This window comes from Phyllobacterium endophyticum (genome assembly GCF_003010935.1).
In the GTDB taxonomy this organism is placed as follows: domain Bacteria; phylum Pseudomonadota; class Alphaproteobacteria; order Rhizobiales; family Rhizobiaceae; genus Phyllobacterium; species Phyllobacterium endophyticum.
On sequence record NZ_PGGN01000003.1, the window covers coordinates 124225 to 141066 of the forward strand.

The window sequence follows — 16842 nt, forward strand, 5'->3', positions numbered from 1 at the left end:
GTGACCCGGCCGTCAGCATCCGGAACAAGACTCTGGCAGAAAGTGGCTCGGTCCCGCGCCATTTTCCCGATCCTGATCAGTATATGCATCATTGGCACCGGCAATGGGTTGCTGACGACAGCGGTTTCACTTCATTTGAGCAATCCGGATGTGGACCCGCGCGTGGTTCAGATCGTATTGACCGCATTCCCGGCGGGCTTTCTTGCCGGTTGCCTCGTGACGCGGTCTCTTATTGCCAAACTTGGGCATCAGAGGACCTTTCTCCTGGTTTCGTTGCTTGCGGCGTTGGCGACCGCAGGTTTTACCCTGACGATATTCATGCCGGTGTGGGTGGGTCTTCGTCTGATGAACGGTCTGTCGATGGCCGCGCTGTTCATCGTTTCAGAAAGCTGGATCAATCTTTACGCTGACCAGCGCAATCGAGGCATCTATTTTGCGCTCTATATGCTGATGACCTCGCTTGCGGTCCTGTGCGGCCAATTGATGATCGAGGTGGCCGGGCCCCATTCACCGCACCTGTTCCTCCTTGCGACAATGACGATCGTCGCTGGTCTGGTCTATTGCAGATTGGTTGCCGCTCACTGGCCAGTATTGCCAGCCTGGGAACCCCAATCTGACCCGTTGACGATCGCGCCAGCCAGACAGCGCTATAGCCTGTGGAAACTTGCTGTCCTCGCGCCTGTTACAATCCTTGGCGTCTTCCAGGCAGGCATGACCAATATGAATGTCTTTGCAATGACGCCGATATATGGTGTTCGTATCGGCCTTTCTGCGACTACGACTGTTGCATTGATCACAACCTTCAGTATCGGCGGTATGCTGGCCCAGGCCCCGATGGGCTGGTTGTCGGATCGCCTGGATCGCCGTCTGATGCTGTTGGTGCAAGGTGGTGTTGCTGCCTTGCTGTGCGCCGGGATTGTATGGTCCGGCCATCGGTATGTTCCCTTGCTCTTCGTGCTTTTTTTCGCCTATGGAGCGACGACTTTGACCATCTATCCCGTCGCTATCGCCTTTGCCAATTCCCAGATTGAGAGCCGACATATGGTGTCGGCATCCGGTGGACTGCTGCTTCTCTACTCTATCGGCAACGTCATGACGCCCGGCTTGGCCGCTGGTCTCATGGAACATGTCGCGCCGCAAGCGTTGTTTGTAATGCTGGGCAGCGGAGCAGCGCTTGTAGCAATCGCAGCGAGTTTCAATCTCATGCGCAGACACACCGTGATACCCGCCAGCAGCGGATCCAGTTGTGTAACCTCAGGAGTCAACGAATGAGCAGTGCATCTGATCTTGAGCTCGTCATTCGGGGTGGAAGGGTCGTCTCGCCAGATCAAATCCTTGAAGTTGATGTCGGGATTCGCGGTGGGAAAATTGCGGCGCTTGGCAAAGATTTGGGCAAGGGAGATACGGAAATATCGGCCGAAGGCCGGCTGGTGCTCCCCGGCGGCGTCGATAGCCACTGCCATATGGATCAGCAGCCGTGGGAAGGCAAAGCTACGGCTGATGACTTCAATACCGGAACGCTGTCGGCGATGTGCGGCGGCACGACGACCGTTATTCCCTTTGCTATGCAGATGCGCGGTCAATCGCTGCGAGACATTGTCATCGACTACCACGACCGGGCGCGCCCGAAGGCCCATATCGACTATGGGATCCATTTGATCGTCGGTGATCCGTCGGCGGAGGTTCTAAGAAATGAGATACCGGCCCTGATCGCTGAAGGCTGCACTTCAATGAAGATCTACCTCACCTATGACGGCCTGAAGCTCGATGACTATGAGGTATTGAACGTTCTCGATGTTGCCAGGTCAGAGGGCGCAATGGTCATGGTGCATGCGGAAAACGACGCGTGTATCCGCTGGCTCACCGAGAAGTTTATTGAAGCCCGCAAAACACAGCTGCGCTACCACGAGAAAGCTCACTCGGAGATTGGCGATCGGGAGGCCACCCACCGCGCAATCAGTTTGTCGGAACTGATCGAAACTCCCATTCTGGTCAGTCATGTTGCAGCCGGCGGTGCGGTCGAGGAAATCCGGCGTGCCAAGGCCAGAGGGTTGCCCATCTATGCCGAAACCTGTCCGCAATACCTGTTCCTGTCGGCTGAGGACATCGACACCCATGACCTTTCCGGATCGAAATGCGTCTGTACGCCGCCACCCCGTGACAAGTCCAATCAACCGGCGATTTGGGACGGGATACTTGACGGAACGCTTGAGGTTTTCTCATCCGACCATTCGCCCTGGAACTATGCCGACAAGATTGCGGGCGGCCCTGACACTCCATTTAACCGGATTCCAAATGGCATTCCTGGCATCGAGACGCGACTTGCGCTGCTTTTTTCGGCTGGTGTCAATGGTGGCCGCATCTCTCTCCAGAAATTCGTCGACCTGACTTCGGCCGCACCGGCACGTCTCTTCGGTCTCTACCCGCGCAAGGGAGCAATTGCGGTTGGATCAGATGCAGACTTGGCGATCTGGGATCCGGATCGAAGAGTCACCATCACTAACGCCATGTTGCATCATGCAACCGACCATACACCCTATGAAGGTCAAACGGTGCGGGGCTGGCCCGTCATGACCATTTCGCGCGGGGAACTGGTTTGGAATGATGGCAAGGTCCTGTCCACGCCTGGTCGCGGGCAATTCATTGCGCGACAACGACCTTTTCCGCCACGGCAGGACCTTTCACGGATACTTGCGTCATGATGGCAATTCCAGATCAATCGGGGAAAAGGCTTGGCGGAAAAGTGGTCTTCATCACTGGAGCTGCAAGCGCTATCGGGGCTGCGATCGCGCGGCGCTGCATTGCCGAAGGAGGAAGGGCGATCTGCGCGGACGCTTCGCCGGATAGCGTCGCAAATCTTGCTGCGGAACTAGGTTCTTGTGCTTTGGCGCTTGAATGCGATGTGACGGATCAACGTTCCATGGCGCGGTCAATGAGCGCAGCTTTTGACCATTTTGAGCGGGTTGATGGTTTGGTCCACAATGCTGCGGCACCTTCGCTCGATGGCACGGTCGTCGATCTCGATGAAGAGCAATGGCGGCTGGAAATCGACGTTACCCTGACGGGCGCATTTATCGCCAGCAAATTCGCGGTACCACTCATGATCTCCAGCGGGGGCGGATCAATAGTGCTTGTCGCGTCGCAATTTGGTCACGTGGCGACCGGAAAGGCGGTGGCCTATTGCGCGGCCAAGGCAGGCCTCGTCCATCTTGCCAAAGCCATGGCGGTCGATCATGCCGGCGATGGCATTCGCGTGAACAGCCTGTCGCCGGGGGCAGTGGCCACTTCCAGGCTTTTGCAACGATGGCCCGATCTTGAGACAGCCAATAAGGATCTCGGACCCGCGCATCTGCTCGGCCGGATCGCGCAACCCGATGAGATTGCCGCCGCTGCCGCCTTTCTACTGTCTCCGGACGCCTCCTTCGTAACCGGCACTGATTTGCTCGCTGATGGTGGTTTTGCAACTCGGTGAATCTCTTCGCCGCAATGAAATGGATCTCAAAATGACTCTCTTGGTAACCGGAGGTACGGGTTTTGTTATGAGTGTTCTGGTTCGCGAGTGGCTCGACCGCGACCCGCAAGCCCGTGTCGTCATTCTCGACCGGTCCGGACTTGACGACACGGCTGAGCGGTATTTCGCTCCAGTTCGAGACCGTCTTGCCGTGCTTACAGCCGATATCCTGGATTCACAGCAGTGGTCGAACGAACTTGATGGCCATGACATTTCGCTAGTGGTGCATGGCGCAACGATAACCCCCATCTCGCGAGGCAGTGCAACAGAAGCGAAGCGCCAGCCGGAAGCCGAGGACCCGGCGCGCATCGTCGACGTCAACCTGATGGGAACCGTGAGGGCGCTGGAATGGGCCCGGACCAAGCCGTCAGTCAAGCGTTTTGTCTATGTCAGCTCTGGTGCGATCTACCGCCATCACGGTCCGGACTGGGCGGGCGAGCCGCTGCCGGAAGATGGTTATGTCGCGCCGTTGACCCTTTACGGCATTTCTAAGTTCGCCTCGGAAATGGTTGTTAACTGTTACGCTGATCTCTTCGGCATATCGGCTTTAAGTGTTCGCCTCGCGTCCGTTTATGGTCCCATGGACCGGGCAACCACAAGCCGCAATTTCCGCCACGTACCAAATCGCGTCGCGCACATGGCCCTGGCAGGAGAGGTGATCCGTCCGAACAGCTTGGAACCGGTAGGGGACTATGCACACTCGGCGGACGTGGCACAGGCAATTATCGCTCTGCTCTTGGCGCCACGTCTTCGCTACCGCCATTACAATATAGGCAGCGGCGTCACGTCGACCATCGGCGACGTGATCAACTGGGCGCGGGAAAAAATACCGGATCTGATGGTCGAAGTCAGCCCTCCAGAGACAGCCAACATAGTTCAAGACACCGCACTGAAAGACGGCATGTGGGGTGCCTATGACCTTGCACGTATTGAGCGCGACACTGCCTGGCGTCCACGTCCAGGCAAGGAGGCCTTTCACGACTACATGCAATGGATTGTCGCCAATGAGAGCAACGCAGCAGGGGAGGCATTATGATGACGGGTGAGACCGTGCTGAATGATACGGAACACCAGCCGCGAGATTTCATAGGCTACGGCCCGAAGCCACCCTTTGTCCGCTGGCCAAACGGCGTGAAACTCGCCATCAATCTGGTGCTCAATTACGAAGAAGGCTCGGAGTATTCCTGGCTGGAAGATGGTCGTAACGACAATTGGGGTGAATACAATATTCCCAATAGTCCCCCGGTGCGCGATCTCGGCACCGAAACCCATTTCGAATACGGCAGCCGCGCGGGTGTCTGGCGTCTGGCGCGTCTTTTCGATCGCTATAACGTTCCGGTTACAGTCTCCGCCTGTGCTGTTGCGTTGGAGCGCAACCCGGCCGTCATCGAATGGATGAATGCGCGCGGTCACGATCTGCTTGGTCATGGCCTGCGCTGGAGCGAATATTCCACCCTGGATCGCAACGAAGAGGAGCGCCAGCTTCATGAGGCAATCGGGCTTTACAAGAAGCTGACGGGACGGCGCCCGCTGGGCTGGAACTGCCGCTCTTTTCCGAGCGTCAACACGCGTGACCTGATCGTCAAAGAAGGTGGTTTCCTGTATTACTCCGACCCTTGCAACGATGATCTTCCATATTACGCCGACCACGATGGGACGCGGCTCCTGGTCGTACCCTATTCCAAGACGCTGAACGACAGTCGCTACCTGATAGCGCCCGGCTATAGCAATCCGCGCGATTTTGCAGAGGATTGCCGTTCCGCCATCGACTATATGATTGACGAAGCCGACGAGACCGGGGGGCGGATGCTTACCATCGGTGTCCATGCCCGCTGGATGGGTCAGCCGAATCGTGCCTCGGGTTTGCGCGAGGTCATCGAGCACGTCAGCAACAAACCAGCTGCTGCCTTCATGCGGCGGGAAGACATCGCGCGTCATTGGCTCGAAAACCATGAATGAGTCAATCCGCGGGTTCGATGCGAGCGAGGCAGGCAGATTGATGATCAGCCCGATAAAGGGCGGAGGACAGACTATGTCCGGCGCGCAGATCGTCGCTTCGATCCTGAAGCTGGAAGGCATCAAGCAGATCATCGGCTTTCCCAACAGCGAACTGTTCGATGCCTGTGCAGCACGCGACATTCCACCGGTCATCGCTCGAACGCCGCGCGTCGCGGTTAACATTGCCGAAGGCTACGCCCGCACTGTGGCCGATGGTGAGTTGGCCGTCGTAACTGTGCAGTATGGGCCTGGCGCCGAGAGCGCGTTCGGTGGGATCGCCCAAGCGTTCAACGACCGAACCCCCATCCTGTTCTTGCCGACGGGATATCCGCGCGGGTCGGAAGCTGTGACCCCGAATTTCCACGCCAGCCGTAATTTCCGGCACGTGACCAAATGGTCCGAGACAGCAGGCTGCGTCGAACATCTGCCCAAATTAATGCATTCGGCCATTTCCCGCGTTCGCAATGGCCGACCGGCGCCAGTACTGCTGGAGTTGCCCGTCGATTTGCTTGCGGAAAGATTGGACCCCACTAACGAGGTCTATCAACGACCGCGGCGCAGCGCACCGCAGGGTGATGCGGGCGAGATTGCTGAACTTGTCAAAACACTTCTGGCCGCAAAAAACCCCGTAGTGCTTGCGGGACAGGGTGTACTTGCAGCCTTCGCCACCAAGGAACTGGTCGAGTTTGCCGAATTGCTGCGTATCCCGGTCATGACGACACCAAATGGGAAGAGTGGCTTTCCGGAAAACCATCCACTGGCGCTAGGTGCGGCAGGCAGGGCAAGGCCGACCACGGTGGATCACTTCATGGACAAGGCAGACGTCGTTCTGGCGCTGGGCACGAGCTTGACGCGATCCTATTACATATTGCCGATCCCGAAAGACAAGGTGCTCTTACACGTTACGGTGGACGAGGGCGACCTTGGCAAGGATTATCCCATCGCCCAGGGCGTCGTCAGCGATGCTCGCTCGGCTCTGAGGCAGATGAACGCCTATCTCAAGCAACACAAGCATGTCCTGGTGGATCGTGCCGACGTCATGGACGAAATCCGTTCGATACGGTCCGTGTTTAGAGAACGCTGGATGCCGCTACTGACTGCCGATAGCGAGCCGATCTCACCTTATCGCGTCGTTTGGGAAATCATGCAGGTGGTTGATCCCTCTAATTCTGTCGTCACTCACGACGCCGGTAATCCACGCGATCAATTCAGCCCATTTTACGAGGCCGTCATCCCGCGGAGCTACATAGGTTGGGGGAAGACAACTCAGCTTGGCAGCGGCCTCGGTTTTGCGCTTGGTGCCAAACTCGCGCGGCCCAAGGCCACTGTTGTCAACCTGATGGGTGAGTCTGCCTTCGGCATGGTTGGCATCGATTTCGAAACTGCAATCCGGTGTCACTTGCCGATTCTGACGGTGGTCTTACGCAACAATGTGCTCGGCGGTTATGCGGCCAGCATGCCGATAGCTTCCCGAAAATATGGAGCCAACCTTATGTCGGGCGCCTATGCCCCGATTGCAGAGGCCTTGGGCGGTTACGGGGAATGTGTGAGCCTTCCAAAAAACCTTCGGCCGGCACTCCTGCGCGGCCTTGAACGGGTGGGCAAGGGACAGGCAGCGCTGATCGAAGTCGTTACACATGAGGAGCCCCGCTTGCCGGGCCTGAGTTGACAAATGTGGGATCGGCCAAATGTTTGATACGCTGATCACAGGCGGTACCGTCGTCAATGCCGAAGGAGAGCGCAAAGCCGACATTGGCATCGCCAATGGACGGATTGAAGCGATCCTTTCTCCTGGAGAAACAGCAGGTGCCCGGACCCATGTGAATGCCACAGGGAAACATTTGCTTCCGGGACTTGTAGACGCGCATGCCCATCTGCGTGAACCGGGGCTCACGCACAAGGAAGATTTTGAAAGTGGCACGAAAGCCGCCGCTCTCGGGGGTGTCACTACTGTACTCGATATGCCGACGGACGAACCCTGGACAGCCACAGGCCAGGAGCTGCGCGACAAGATGGAATTGGCGAGAGGGCGTGTCAACGTCGATGTCGGATTCCAGGGGGTGATAAGCAAGGACATGAACGCCGTCGGAGAAATGCTCAAGCTTCGGCCCGTATCCCTTGAGCTATTTACTGCAGATGTACCCTCTGCCTATCTCTTTGACAGCGTCGATAGCATCCAGCAAATATTGCAGAAATTCGGCAAAGAAAATACCGTGATAGGCATTTCGCCTGGGGATCAGTCCATCTTGTCGGGCAGCCACGCGCGCGACCATGCCGGCATTCAGGGCTTTTTATCCAGCCGCCCGCCGCTGGCGGAGGCCAACGGGATCGCCCGCGCAGTTTTGGCTGCTGCGCAGTCCGCAGCAACCATTCACATTCGCCAGATCAATTCCCTCCTTGGCCTCGGTGTGTGGCGCCGCCTCAAAGACATGGCGGACGCAACAGTGGAGACGACGCCGCAGAATCTGTTCTTTACGGCCGAGGACTACGAGAAACTAGGCGCAAATCTGAAGGGCTCGCCACCGCTGCGCGGAAGCGATGATGTCCAGGCACTACGCGCGGCGCTTTCTGAAGGGTTGATCGATATTGTCGCGACCGACCATGCACCCCACAGCGCGGCGGAGAAGGCCGCGCCTTACGGTGCGTTCGCCGAAATTCCAGGCGGGATGCCCGGGCTGCAAACCCTTCTGCCGGTCATGCTGAAGCTGGTCGACGAAGGGGTGATAAAGCTGACAGATCTTGTGCGCATGTGCGCTCTGGCGCCAGCCCGGCGTTTTGGTCTCGGTCTCTCGAAAGGTGCCATAGTTGCGGGTTATGACGCCGATATTGTGATCATCGACCGGAGCCGGAAATCCAGGATCACCAACGCGCAACAAATGTCCCGGGCCGGCTACACGCCATTCGATGGTTGGACCGTTCCTGCTGAAATCACGGACGTCTTTCTGCGCGGCAGGGCGATCGTGTCTCACGGATCGCTTGTCGCAGCCGCGCAGGGCCAAGTCATAGCCCGGCAGGATTGAGGGAAAACCAATGCCCATATTGCAGAACAGAATATCGATCGTCACTGGCGCTAGTTCGGGCCTTGGCCGTGCCATGGCACTTCGCTACGCAATGGAGGGAGCGACAGTCGTCGTCGCCGATGTGATCGAGACGCCACTTGAGGGTGGGGAAATCACTTCAAATATGATCCGTGACGCAGGTGGAAGGGCCATCTTCGTCAAGACCGACATCTCCAGCTGGGATGCTGTCGACGGGCTGGTGGAAGAGACGGTCAGGCAGTTCGGTCGGCTCGACGTGATCGTCAACAACGCCGCCATATATTCTTCAACCAATCTGCTTGAAACGACGCCCGATCAATGGGCCCGTGTTATCGGGGTCAATCTCACCGGTTTCTTTTATTGCTGCAAGCGAGCTGCTCAGCAGTTCCTAAAGCAGGAACCGCTCAATGACATCCGCGGCCGGATCATTAACATCTCGTCCCAGCACGGCATGGTCGCTTGCCCCGGAGACTTCCCCTACGGCGTCAGCAAGGGCGGCGTTGTCCAGATGACCCGCCAGATAGCGGTTGACCACGCCGATGACCTCATCATCTGCAATGCGATCGCGCCGGGAAAGATCATCACCGGCAAACCCGGTGTGGCAAACGATCCGGAGGGCCTGGATTACTCGCGGCGGCGTACCCCTTGGCCGCGCCTTGGTGTTCCCGATGACGTCGCTGGCGCCGCCTTGTTCCTCGCGAGTGATATGGCGAGCTACATGACAGGCGTCAATCTCATGGTCGATGGCGGCTGGATGGCCGGTTGACGGGCAACTTTTAGCGAAGAACCGGCTTTTCCGGAAAATGGAAGGAAATACTCATGGATCTAGGAATCAAGGGCAAAACCGCCCTCGTTCTCGGCGCGGGTGGTGGTCTCGGTAGTGCGATTGCGAAATCATTGGCTGTTGAAGGTGCTCAAGTTGCTGTCGCGGATATCAACAAAGAGGCCGCTGAAAAGACCGTGGCCGATATCCAGGTCAACGGCGGTTCCGCCATGGCGGTTGGTTGGGATCTTGGAGATCTTTCCGCGGTCGAGCCTAATCTGTCCCTTATCGAAAAGCAATTGGGATCGGTGGACATCCTGGTCAACATCACCGGTGGCCCGCCTCCGACACTGGTTTCCGGTCAGGGTGCGGATAGCTGGCGGAAATATTTCGACAGCATGGTGCTTTCCGTGATCGCGATAAGCGATGCTGTCCTGCCAAAAATGCGGGCGAAAAAATGGGGGCGGATTATTACCTCAACCTCCTCCGGGGTTGTCGCTCCTATCCCCAACCTCGGCTTGTCGAACGCGCTGCGAATGTCACTCCTGGGCTGGTCAAAGACACTTGCCGGTGAAGTCGGACAGGATGGTGTCACGGTCAATATCGTGCTTCCCGGCCGTGTAGCAACGCAGCGGATCGCATTTCTCGATGAGCAGAAAGCGAAGCGCGAAGGAAAAGCGGTGGAAGAGGTGTCGGCCGCAAGTACAGCGTCTATCCCTGTTGGTCGCTACGGCGAACCGCAGGAATATGCTGACGTCGTTGCATTTCTGGTAAGCGCCCGCGCTTCCTATCTGACAGGATCTGTCATTCGCGTCGACGGCGGGTTGATTACTAGCATCTGAATGGAGCTGTCTGTCGATTAAAACACAGGTATCTTGGTATTTGCGGAGGTTCGCCGACAGAATTGTCGGCGCCTCTTACACTTGGGCTTGCCGGACTGAAAGACGGATGGCTAATGGCCTGCAATCTTATTTCAGCAGGAGCACTTTCGCAGCTTTGCCACCGTTTGCGTGTGCTTTCTTATGCAAGAACCCTTCGTGAAGGAATGACCGTGGGGCGGTGAAGGCACAGGATGCTGGGACTTGATCCTGGAACACCGAGGCCGCGAACTTAAAACGGGCCGCGGCCAGTTAATGCTCGCAAAATTCGATGTTGTTTCGCTCAAGGCAATTGCCCAAGCTTCGCCAGCGCTATTGATGGACCATAGAGTTGGTAGTTTCATCGGAGATTCGGCTCGGTAGTGTCGATAGGCCGGATCGCCGAGCCTCGATAGCGATCGCGGTATACTATCGCGAACTATTGGGCAGGGCTGTCAGAACAGAGGCAATCAAACTGGTGTGCGGCGCCTCCAAAACGCTTGGTGTTACATTGACTGGGCATTCGCGTCCTCGCCCAAAACGCGCGGGCAATTTTCCCTAGAGAAAATCAGCTTCGTCCTTGAAGATCGTGAACGGAAAACCGTTCTCGTCGATACAAGGTGGCACGATGATATCATCACGGGTTTGCTGGACTATGAACTCACTCACACATAAACCAGTCGAAAAGTTAGGCTGCTACGAGAGTTCTGCCATAATTTCCGATTGAATGGCGAGGTGTTTCTCACCGTCAGGCCTTCCAGCCCGGGGACGATCGACTTGCAAACCCGCGTTGTTAGCAAAGTTCAGACACAGATACTGAAGCACAAAGGTCGTCATAAGCGTATAGGCAAAGGCTCCCAAAACGCCATCCTGGGCGTTTACGGGAACGATCTGGCAGTTGGCGAGGCCAGCGAAAGAAGTGGCGATTTGTCTGCTGCGACGATGGACTAGTTCCGCGCCGGCAAGCAACAGAACTGAATCGACCGGCTCTACCATGAAATTCATGCCATGGATGAAATTCTCTGTTTCCGCCGCAATAGCGACGATACCGCCAGCCTCGTGGAATTTTGCTGCCCCATAATTGGCATTGGCAAGATCGGGACCCGCGCCGAGAAAGAACAGTTTTCCGTCCTGGTTGATCTTGCTACCCGTAGCCCATGCTATCTCGGAGGCGTTCTCCAACAAGACGGGAACTGTTTCGACAAGCTTCGATATTTCCTCCACTGGACGGCGTGCCCATGCGGAGGCCAGCGCCACGAGCGCCAACAGAGTAACTGTGTAATCCAGCGTGTGAGGTGTCTTGCGCGAAAGTGGAGTAAACGGCAGCACGATCGTCTCATCCGCTGCATTCGCAAGATTGCTATGTCCGTTGCAAGTTAACGCGATGACGTGTGCACCAGCCTTGCGAGCAACATTAGCGGCCTCGACAGTTCGTTTGGTGCCGCCTGAGATCGAACTTAATAGGACAGTGTCCGCCGAAACAAATTTCGTGAACGCGGACAACTCCATTGAGGTCCTCGGCTCCAAGTCTATTCCTAGTTCGGCAAAAACTCCGCCGAGTGCAGCGGGAGCGAAAGCGGAATCGCCGCAGCCTCCGGCAAAAATCCTGCCTGCAGGAACATCGATCTGGGCAACACGCTCGGCAAGGGGGGCAACGCAGGTTATAAGGATTTCGCTCTGAGCGGCAATCTCGCGCGCCATCATCTCGTTCATGGATATCAACTCCGTCATAGCGCTTTGAATACAGACCGTCCCAAATTCCAAATGGCCTGTGGTGGTACTGGTCCATATTCTGTCAATATTGCGGTGGTAAGTTCCGCAGGGATTACCTCAAGTTCGGGCGCATGCGTATCGGCTCGCCCTATGTCTTTGATCGTCAGTCCTCCGTGTAAGAGGCGGTCGTAGTTTCGAATGGCCGGCTCGGGGCGATGGCCTTCGTAGCTGCGCATATCGAGCTTCAGAAGGTCGGTGCAGCCGAACACTTCCTTGTCCTGCTCCCTTGCAAGTCGCGCGATCAGGCGGCTGCCGATCGTATTGAGAAAACTGCCATCGGCCCGCAACGTCTCGACACCAAAAACGGCGGTATCACACAGGGACAGTCCGAATTCGATTGCTGCGTCGGGGATATAGCGCATGGATAGACCGGCCGGGAGAAACTCTTCGAGATATCGCGCGCCGCCCGCGATGCTGCGGCTTTCAGGCACGACGATGGTCAGCTCAGGATTGGCCTTGGCAAGAGCAAGCACGATCGCAGCAACTGTGCTCGAATAATCGAAAGCCATGATGCCGCGCGACGCAGAAAGATGTTTGGTCGCAATGCTCACAAGTGTGTTTTTGCGCTCAGCGGCGGATTTGTTCCAGTTTTCAATTCTCTGCCGCAAGGCTGCTGCCTGTTCGGGTTCGCTATCCAGACCGGCAAGCAGCAACGCAAGGCTGTTTCCGATAACGGGCGTATCCTGGCCACGCGTGCGAGCGATGTAGTCTGCCACGCGGCGCGCCCTTTCCAGTGCTTCGCCCTTATCAGGATAAGCACCAAGTATGTGCAGCAGCAATTCATTACCAAGGTTCACATGCTTGCTGGCGCCAAGCACGCCCTCATCGACAATCTGCCAAAGATAATGCAGAGTTGTCTCATCCGGCGCTGACAGACCAGCCTTGGCAAGCTCTTCTACATGGTCGAAACGGCGATCAGGCATTGATGGATTCCGTAATGGTGTTGGAGCGCGGCTGGTGGTTGTCGCGCAAGAGTGTCTCGACTGCTCCCCGCTCGGGCAGGGCAGCTTGCGCGCCGAAATCGAGGGTCGCAAGCGCGGCTGCGGCATTGGCGAATATAAGGGCGTCACGCGGATCTGCATCGGTGCGGCGGCTTGCAAGGTAGGCCCCGGCAAAGCAGTCGCCTGCACCTGTCGTATCAACGGCATCAACTTTGAATCCCGGTACTTCGATCAGATCGTTCCCGAAAAGCCTGCGGCATCCTGCGGCGCCCATGGTGACGATAATCTCTCCGCCCGGCCGCAAAAGATTGGTGCTGAGAACGCCGCCCAGGACTTCGGACGCAGCGTCAAACGCTTCGCTGTTCAGGAAAAGCGTGTCGACCAGGCCTAGCATCCGGGTGAGATGTTCGGGCGCGCGGCGAATATCCGGCGGCTCAAGATCAAGTGACGTCCTGATGCCATGCTCATTTGCCATTTCCAGCGCATGAAGGGTCAGGGCGGCATTGCCATAGGTCAAGTGCATGTGCTTGATGCCCCGAAGGACCGCAGGTATGATATCGCCGGGGCGCGGCAGATAGGCGTCGGTTTCGAGCCTGATGAGGGATTTTTCTCCCGAGGGCGAGACAAGAATCACGCACATGAATGTCTTGCTGCCAGGCCTGACGGCAATAAAGCCGGTATCCACACCCACCGCCGCAAGCTGCTTCAAGGCTTCCTCGCCCGCGTGATCGTCACCAACAGCGGCAAGCAAGCGTGCCGGCCGCCCGAGTCTGGTCATGGCCACGGCTGCGTTAGCGGACATTCCCCCCGGCTTCTGGCCGAGATGCTTGCCTGACACCTTCTGGTCGAAACCGGGAATGGCGGGCAGGGAGATGAAAAGATCGACATCGAGATCACCGATGCACAGGATATCCGGGCTGTTTGTCACCGTATGGGGCTCCAGATTTGGCGCCATCCGCCAAATGAGGCCACCGATGCGATCAACAAAACACCAATTATGCCAAGCTGCCATGCTGCTGAAATGTTGGCGAGCTGAAGTCCGATCTGCAGCGTCGTGATGATGAGTATTGCAACCAAGGTACCCGGTATGCCGCCCGTACCCCCGAAAATATGCGTGCCACCCAAGACGGCGATCGTTACCGCAGCGAGTTCCATGCCCTTCCCAGCATCGGGACGGGCGGCGAGAAACCAGGACAGCGAGATGATGCTGCCGATAGCGGCCAGCACTCCGCTCAGGACGTAAAGTCCGATTCGTAGGCGAACTACATTCAAGCCCGACAGATGTGCGGCGCGATCATCATTGCCGCAGGCAACGATGTGCCTGCCGATGGTAGTTCGCGTCAGCATGATGTGCAGGATCAGTGCGACGGGTACCAGCACAAACAGAAAGGAATTGGGGATGGTCAGCGTGTCGCCCTGGCCAAGCCAGGCGAACTCTTGCGGAAAATTGCCGATCGGACGCCCCTCGGTGGTTGCCAGCGCTAGTCCGCCATAGGCGAACATTGTTGCGAGCGTCGCCATGAGCGATGGAATGCGCAGGACATTGATGAGCACGCCATTGATCATGCCAAGAACGCCCCCGAGAAGAATGCCAACCGCGCAGGCCGGCCATACACCAAGTCCCATGGTCATGAGCGCGCCGACACTGACGCCGACCAATGAGACGATTGAGCCGACGGAAAGATCGATGCCGGGACCACCCGCGAGGATCACTAGAGTTTGACCGAGGCCAAGCAGGCCGAGTATTGGGACATATTGGAGAAGGTAAGGAACGGTACTTGCCTGCAGGAAATAGGGTGAAAGCAGACTTACGACCAGAATGGCAACAACCCAAAGGCCGATCAGGATGAGAAGCCGCGTTCTCAACGGGTCGCCCTGCAAGCGCATCATTAGTACGGACATGGTCAAACTCTCGGGTTATTGCGATTGCGAATGGCATCGGCAGTGAGGACTACGATCAGAAGAATGCCGATGATGACGGTTTCCCACAGCGAGGAAACGCCAATAAGAACAAGGCCGTTCTGTATGATGCGGATGAAGATCACGCCGAGGAGTGTGCCTAGCAGGCTGCCGACGCCGCCACGGATGCTGGTGCCGCCCAATATGGTTGCAGCGATCGCTTCGAGCGCAACAGTGGTTCCGATATTGATTTCCACATTGCGCAGGCGTGCGACGTAAAGCAGTGCGGCAAATCCGGCGAGAAAGCCCAGAAGCGCGTAGGTCGCGATTTTCGTGCGATCAACGTTGATGCCGACAAGCTTTGCCGATGTTTCATTGCAGCCAATCGCATAGATGTGACGCCCAAAAGGCACTTTGCGCAGCAGGACCCAGCATGCGGCATAAACAACAAGGATGACGAGAGCAGAGGCGGGTATGTGAAGGACCGTTCCGTTGACGAGCGGCGACAGGGTTCCGGGCAGGCCGGAAATCCAGGCGCCGCCAATGACGATGAACATGATCGCCGAGAAGATATACATCGACCCGAGTGTTGCGATGATCGGTGGCACTTTCAGCTTCGTGGTTAGAAAGCCGTTCCAGGTTCCAAGTAGAGTACCGGTGGCAAGACCAATGGGGGCAACGAGGAAAGAGGATAGGCCCGCCTGATAGGATTTACCGATGACGATCGCGGTGACCGCGAGTATTCCACCGACGCTGACATCAATGCCGCCCATGATGATGACCAACGTCATTCCTGCGCTGACGATGGCGAGCTCCAAAGCGGCGCGCAGGGTTTGTATTAGATTTATTGGGGTGAGAAAATAGGGCGAAGCATAGGTAAAGCCCGCACCGACAAGCAAGATGGCGATGAATAGATATAGCTCTCGCGTGGCCGTGGGCGAACTCAAGCGCAAGACTGGACGTGTATCCGCGGCAATTGACATAAGACAATCTTTCGATGCGCGGAAAGCCGCCGGTTGCGGCTTTCCTCGTTAAAGATACCCGTCAGAAATTAAACTGGCCGATATTGTCCTTTGTGAAGACCATGGGATCGCCGAGAAGCAGAATGTTCTGGTCCGGGAGCCATTTCACCTTAGCGTCCAGCCCGTCGACTTTTGGCTCCGTATCAAGCTTCTTGCCTTCCGCGACTTCCTTGCCGGCCCAGACCGTCAGGTAGCCAAGGTCGGATGGGTTCCAAAGTACGGAATAGGTCATTGCACCGCTCATGACATAGTCCTTGACTGTGTTCGGCGAACAGAATCCCGTCGTAACGATTGATCCCACTCGTCCGGCAGCTTCGACAGCCTGACCGATGCCGGGGCAGGTGGTCGACGCGATGCCGATAATGCCCTTCAGGTCTGGATTGCGTGTCATGGAGTCGGTAGCGAATTGGAACGCGCGGGCCGCCGTTCCATCCGTATGGTCAATCGAGACGATTTTCAGGTCGGGATACGTCGACTTGGCGCGCTCCTGAATAGCAGCGATCCAGTTGTTGAGGCTAGCGATCGTCGGGGCATCGGAGATAATGGCAATCTTGACTTCCTTGCCGACACGAGCGACCATTTCGTCAAGAATCTTATAGCCGAGATCCTTGTCCATCGCTTGCGCTACGTAAAAGGCACGCTTGCTGCCGGCGGCATCGGCGTCGGAAGTGAGCACATGCACGCCCTTTTCTGTGGCGCGCGCTATGGCGGGCTTCAATGTTTCGACGTCAACCGGCGAGACTACGACGACATCAAAACCCTGGTTGACGAAACTTTCGAAGATGCGCAGCTGATCGGCGGCATTGGTAGCGGTCGGTCCCTGCTGCACATAGGTGACGCCGAATTTTTCGGCGGCCGCCTTTGCTCCGTTTTCCATGGCAACGTAATAGGGAATGCCTTGGATTTGCGGAACGAAGGCAACCCGGATATCCTTGGCTTCTGCCGCGCTGGCGAGTGTCGTGGTGGCCAGAAGGCAAATTGCTGCGAATTTCAAAAGCGTTCTCATTTGAATGGTTCCCCTTTTTCCTTTTGATTTTGAA

General features: G+C 57.0%; 15 protein-coding genes. 9 read left to right on the forward strand and 6 right to left on the reverse strand.

The window, feature by feature from the left end; translation table 11 throughout:
• The 9 genes from CU100_RS14780 to CU100_RS14820 are packed head-to-tail and all read left to right on the forward strand — an operon-like array spanning nucleotide 1 to nucleotide 10152.
• Nucleotides 1–1272, forward strand: coding sequence for an MFS transporter (locus tag CU100_RS14780; protein WP_245419043.1), 1272 nt, complete (start codon nucleotides 1–3; stop codon nucleotides 1270–1272).
• Nucleotides 1269–2702, forward strand: coding sequence for a dihydropyrimidinase (gene hydA / locus CU100_RS14785; RefSeq protein ID WP_106717388.1), 1434 nt, complete (start codon nucleotides 1269–1271; stop codon nucleotides 2700–2702). Before CU100_RS14780 ends, hydA begins: the two co-directional genes overlap by 4 nt.
• Nucleotides 2699–3472 carry an SDR family NAD(P)-dependent oxidoreductase gene (locus CU100_RS14790; RefSeq protein ID WP_245419044.1) on the forward strand — a complete coding sequence of 258 codons (774 nt, stop codon included), beginning with the start codon at nucleotides 2699–2701 and terminating at the stop codon, nucleotides 3470–3472. Before hydA ends, CU100_RS14790 begins: the two co-directional genes overlap by 4 nt.
• Nucleotides 3473–3503: 31 nt before the next feature.
• Nucleotides 3504–4547 carry an NAD-dependent epimerase/dehydratase family protein gene (locus CU100_RS14795; RefSeq protein WP_106717974.1) on the forward strand — a complete coding sequence of 348 codons (1044 nt, stop codon included), beginning with the start codon at nucleotides 3504–3506 and terminating at the stop codon, nucleotides 4545–4547.
• Nucleotides 4544–5470 (forward strand): allantoinase PuuE, encoded by a 927-nt coding sequence (locus CU100_RS14800; RefSeq protein ID WP_245419045.1) that lies wholly within the window; start codon nucleotides 4544–4546, stop codon nucleotides 5468–5470. Before CU100_RS14795 ends, CU100_RS14800 begins: the two co-directional genes overlap by 4 nt.
• A complete protein-coding gene (locus CU100_RS14805; protein ID WP_245419046.1) occupies nucleotides 5463–7178 on the forward strand; it encodes a thiamine pyrophosphate-requiring protein in 1716 nt (571 codons plus the stop codon). The genes CU100_RS14800 and CU100_RS14805 overlap by 8 nt, the downstream gene beginning before the upstream one ends.
• Nucleotides 7179–7197: 19 nt before the next feature.
• Nucleotides 7198–8529 carry a dihydroorotase gene (locus CU100_RS14810; RefSeq protein ID WP_106717389.1) on the forward strand — a complete coding sequence of 444 codons (1332 nt, stop codon included), beginning with the start codon at nucleotides 7198–7200 and terminating at the stop codon, nucleotides 8527–8529.
• Between the two features lie 10 nt (nucleotides 8530–8539).
• Nucleotides 8540–9313, forward strand: a complete 774-nt coding sequence (locus CU100_RS14815; RefSeq protein WP_106717390.1) for an SDR family NAD(P)-dependent oxidoreductase — start codon at nucleotides 8540–8542, stop codon at nucleotides 9311–9313.
• Nucleotides 9314–9366: 53 nt separating this feature from the next.
• Nucleotides 9367–10152: an SDR family oxidoreductase gene (locus tag CU100_RS14820; protein ID WP_106717391.1), complete on the forward strand. Its 786-nt coding sequence runs from the start codon at nucleotides 9367–9369 to the stop codon at nucleotides 10150–10152.
• 711 nt (nucleotides 10153–10863) lie between these two features.
• Here CU100_RS14820 and CU100_RS14825 read toward each other — a convergent pair.
• From CU100_RS14825 to CU100_RS14850, 6 genes are all read right to left on the reverse strand, one after another.
• The gene (locus tag CU100_RS14825) at nucleotides 10864–11880 is read right to left on the reverse strand and encodes an SIS domain-containing protein (RefSeq protein WP_170113847.1); all 1017 of its coding nucleotides are present in this window, start codon (nucleotides 11878–11880) and stop codon (nucleotides 10864–10866) included.
• A gap of 14 nt (nucleotides 11881–11894) precedes the next feature.
• Entirely contained in the window at nucleotides 11895–12863 is a 969-nt protein-coding gene (locus CU100_RS14830; RefSeq protein WP_170113848.1) for an eIF2B alpha/beta/delta subunit family protein, read from the reverse strand.
• Nucleotides 12856–13809, reverse strand: a complete 954-nt coding sequence (locus tag CU100_RS14835; protein WP_170113849.1) for a carbohydrate kinase family protein — start codon at nucleotides 13807–13809, stop codon at nucleotides 12856–12858. The genes CU100_RS14830 and CU100_RS14835 overlap by 8 nt, the downstream gene beginning before the upstream one ends.
• Entirely contained in the window at nucleotides 13806–14783 is a 978-nt protein-coding gene (locus tag CU100_RS14840) for an ABC transporter permease (RefSeq protein ID WP_106717395.1), read from the reverse strand. The genes CU100_RS14835 and CU100_RS14840 overlap by 4 nt, the downstream gene beginning before the upstream one ends.
• 2 nt (nucleotides 14784–14785) lie before the next feature.
• On the reverse strand, nucleotides 14786–15763 hold the full coding sequence (locus CU100_RS14845) for an ABC transporter permease (RefSeq protein WP_106717396.1): 978 nt from the start codon (nucleotides 15761–15763) through the stop codon (nucleotides 14786–14788).
• Between the two features lie 61 nt (nucleotides 15764–15824).
• The gene (locus CU100_RS14850) at nucleotides 15825–16808 is read right to left on the reverse strand and encodes an autoinducer 2 ABC transporter substrate-binding protein (RefSeq protein ID WP_106717397.1); all 984 of its coding nucleotides are present in this window, start codon (nucleotides 16806–16808) and stop codon (nucleotides 15825–15827) included.
• Nucleotides 16809–16842 lie beyond the last annotated feature (34 nt).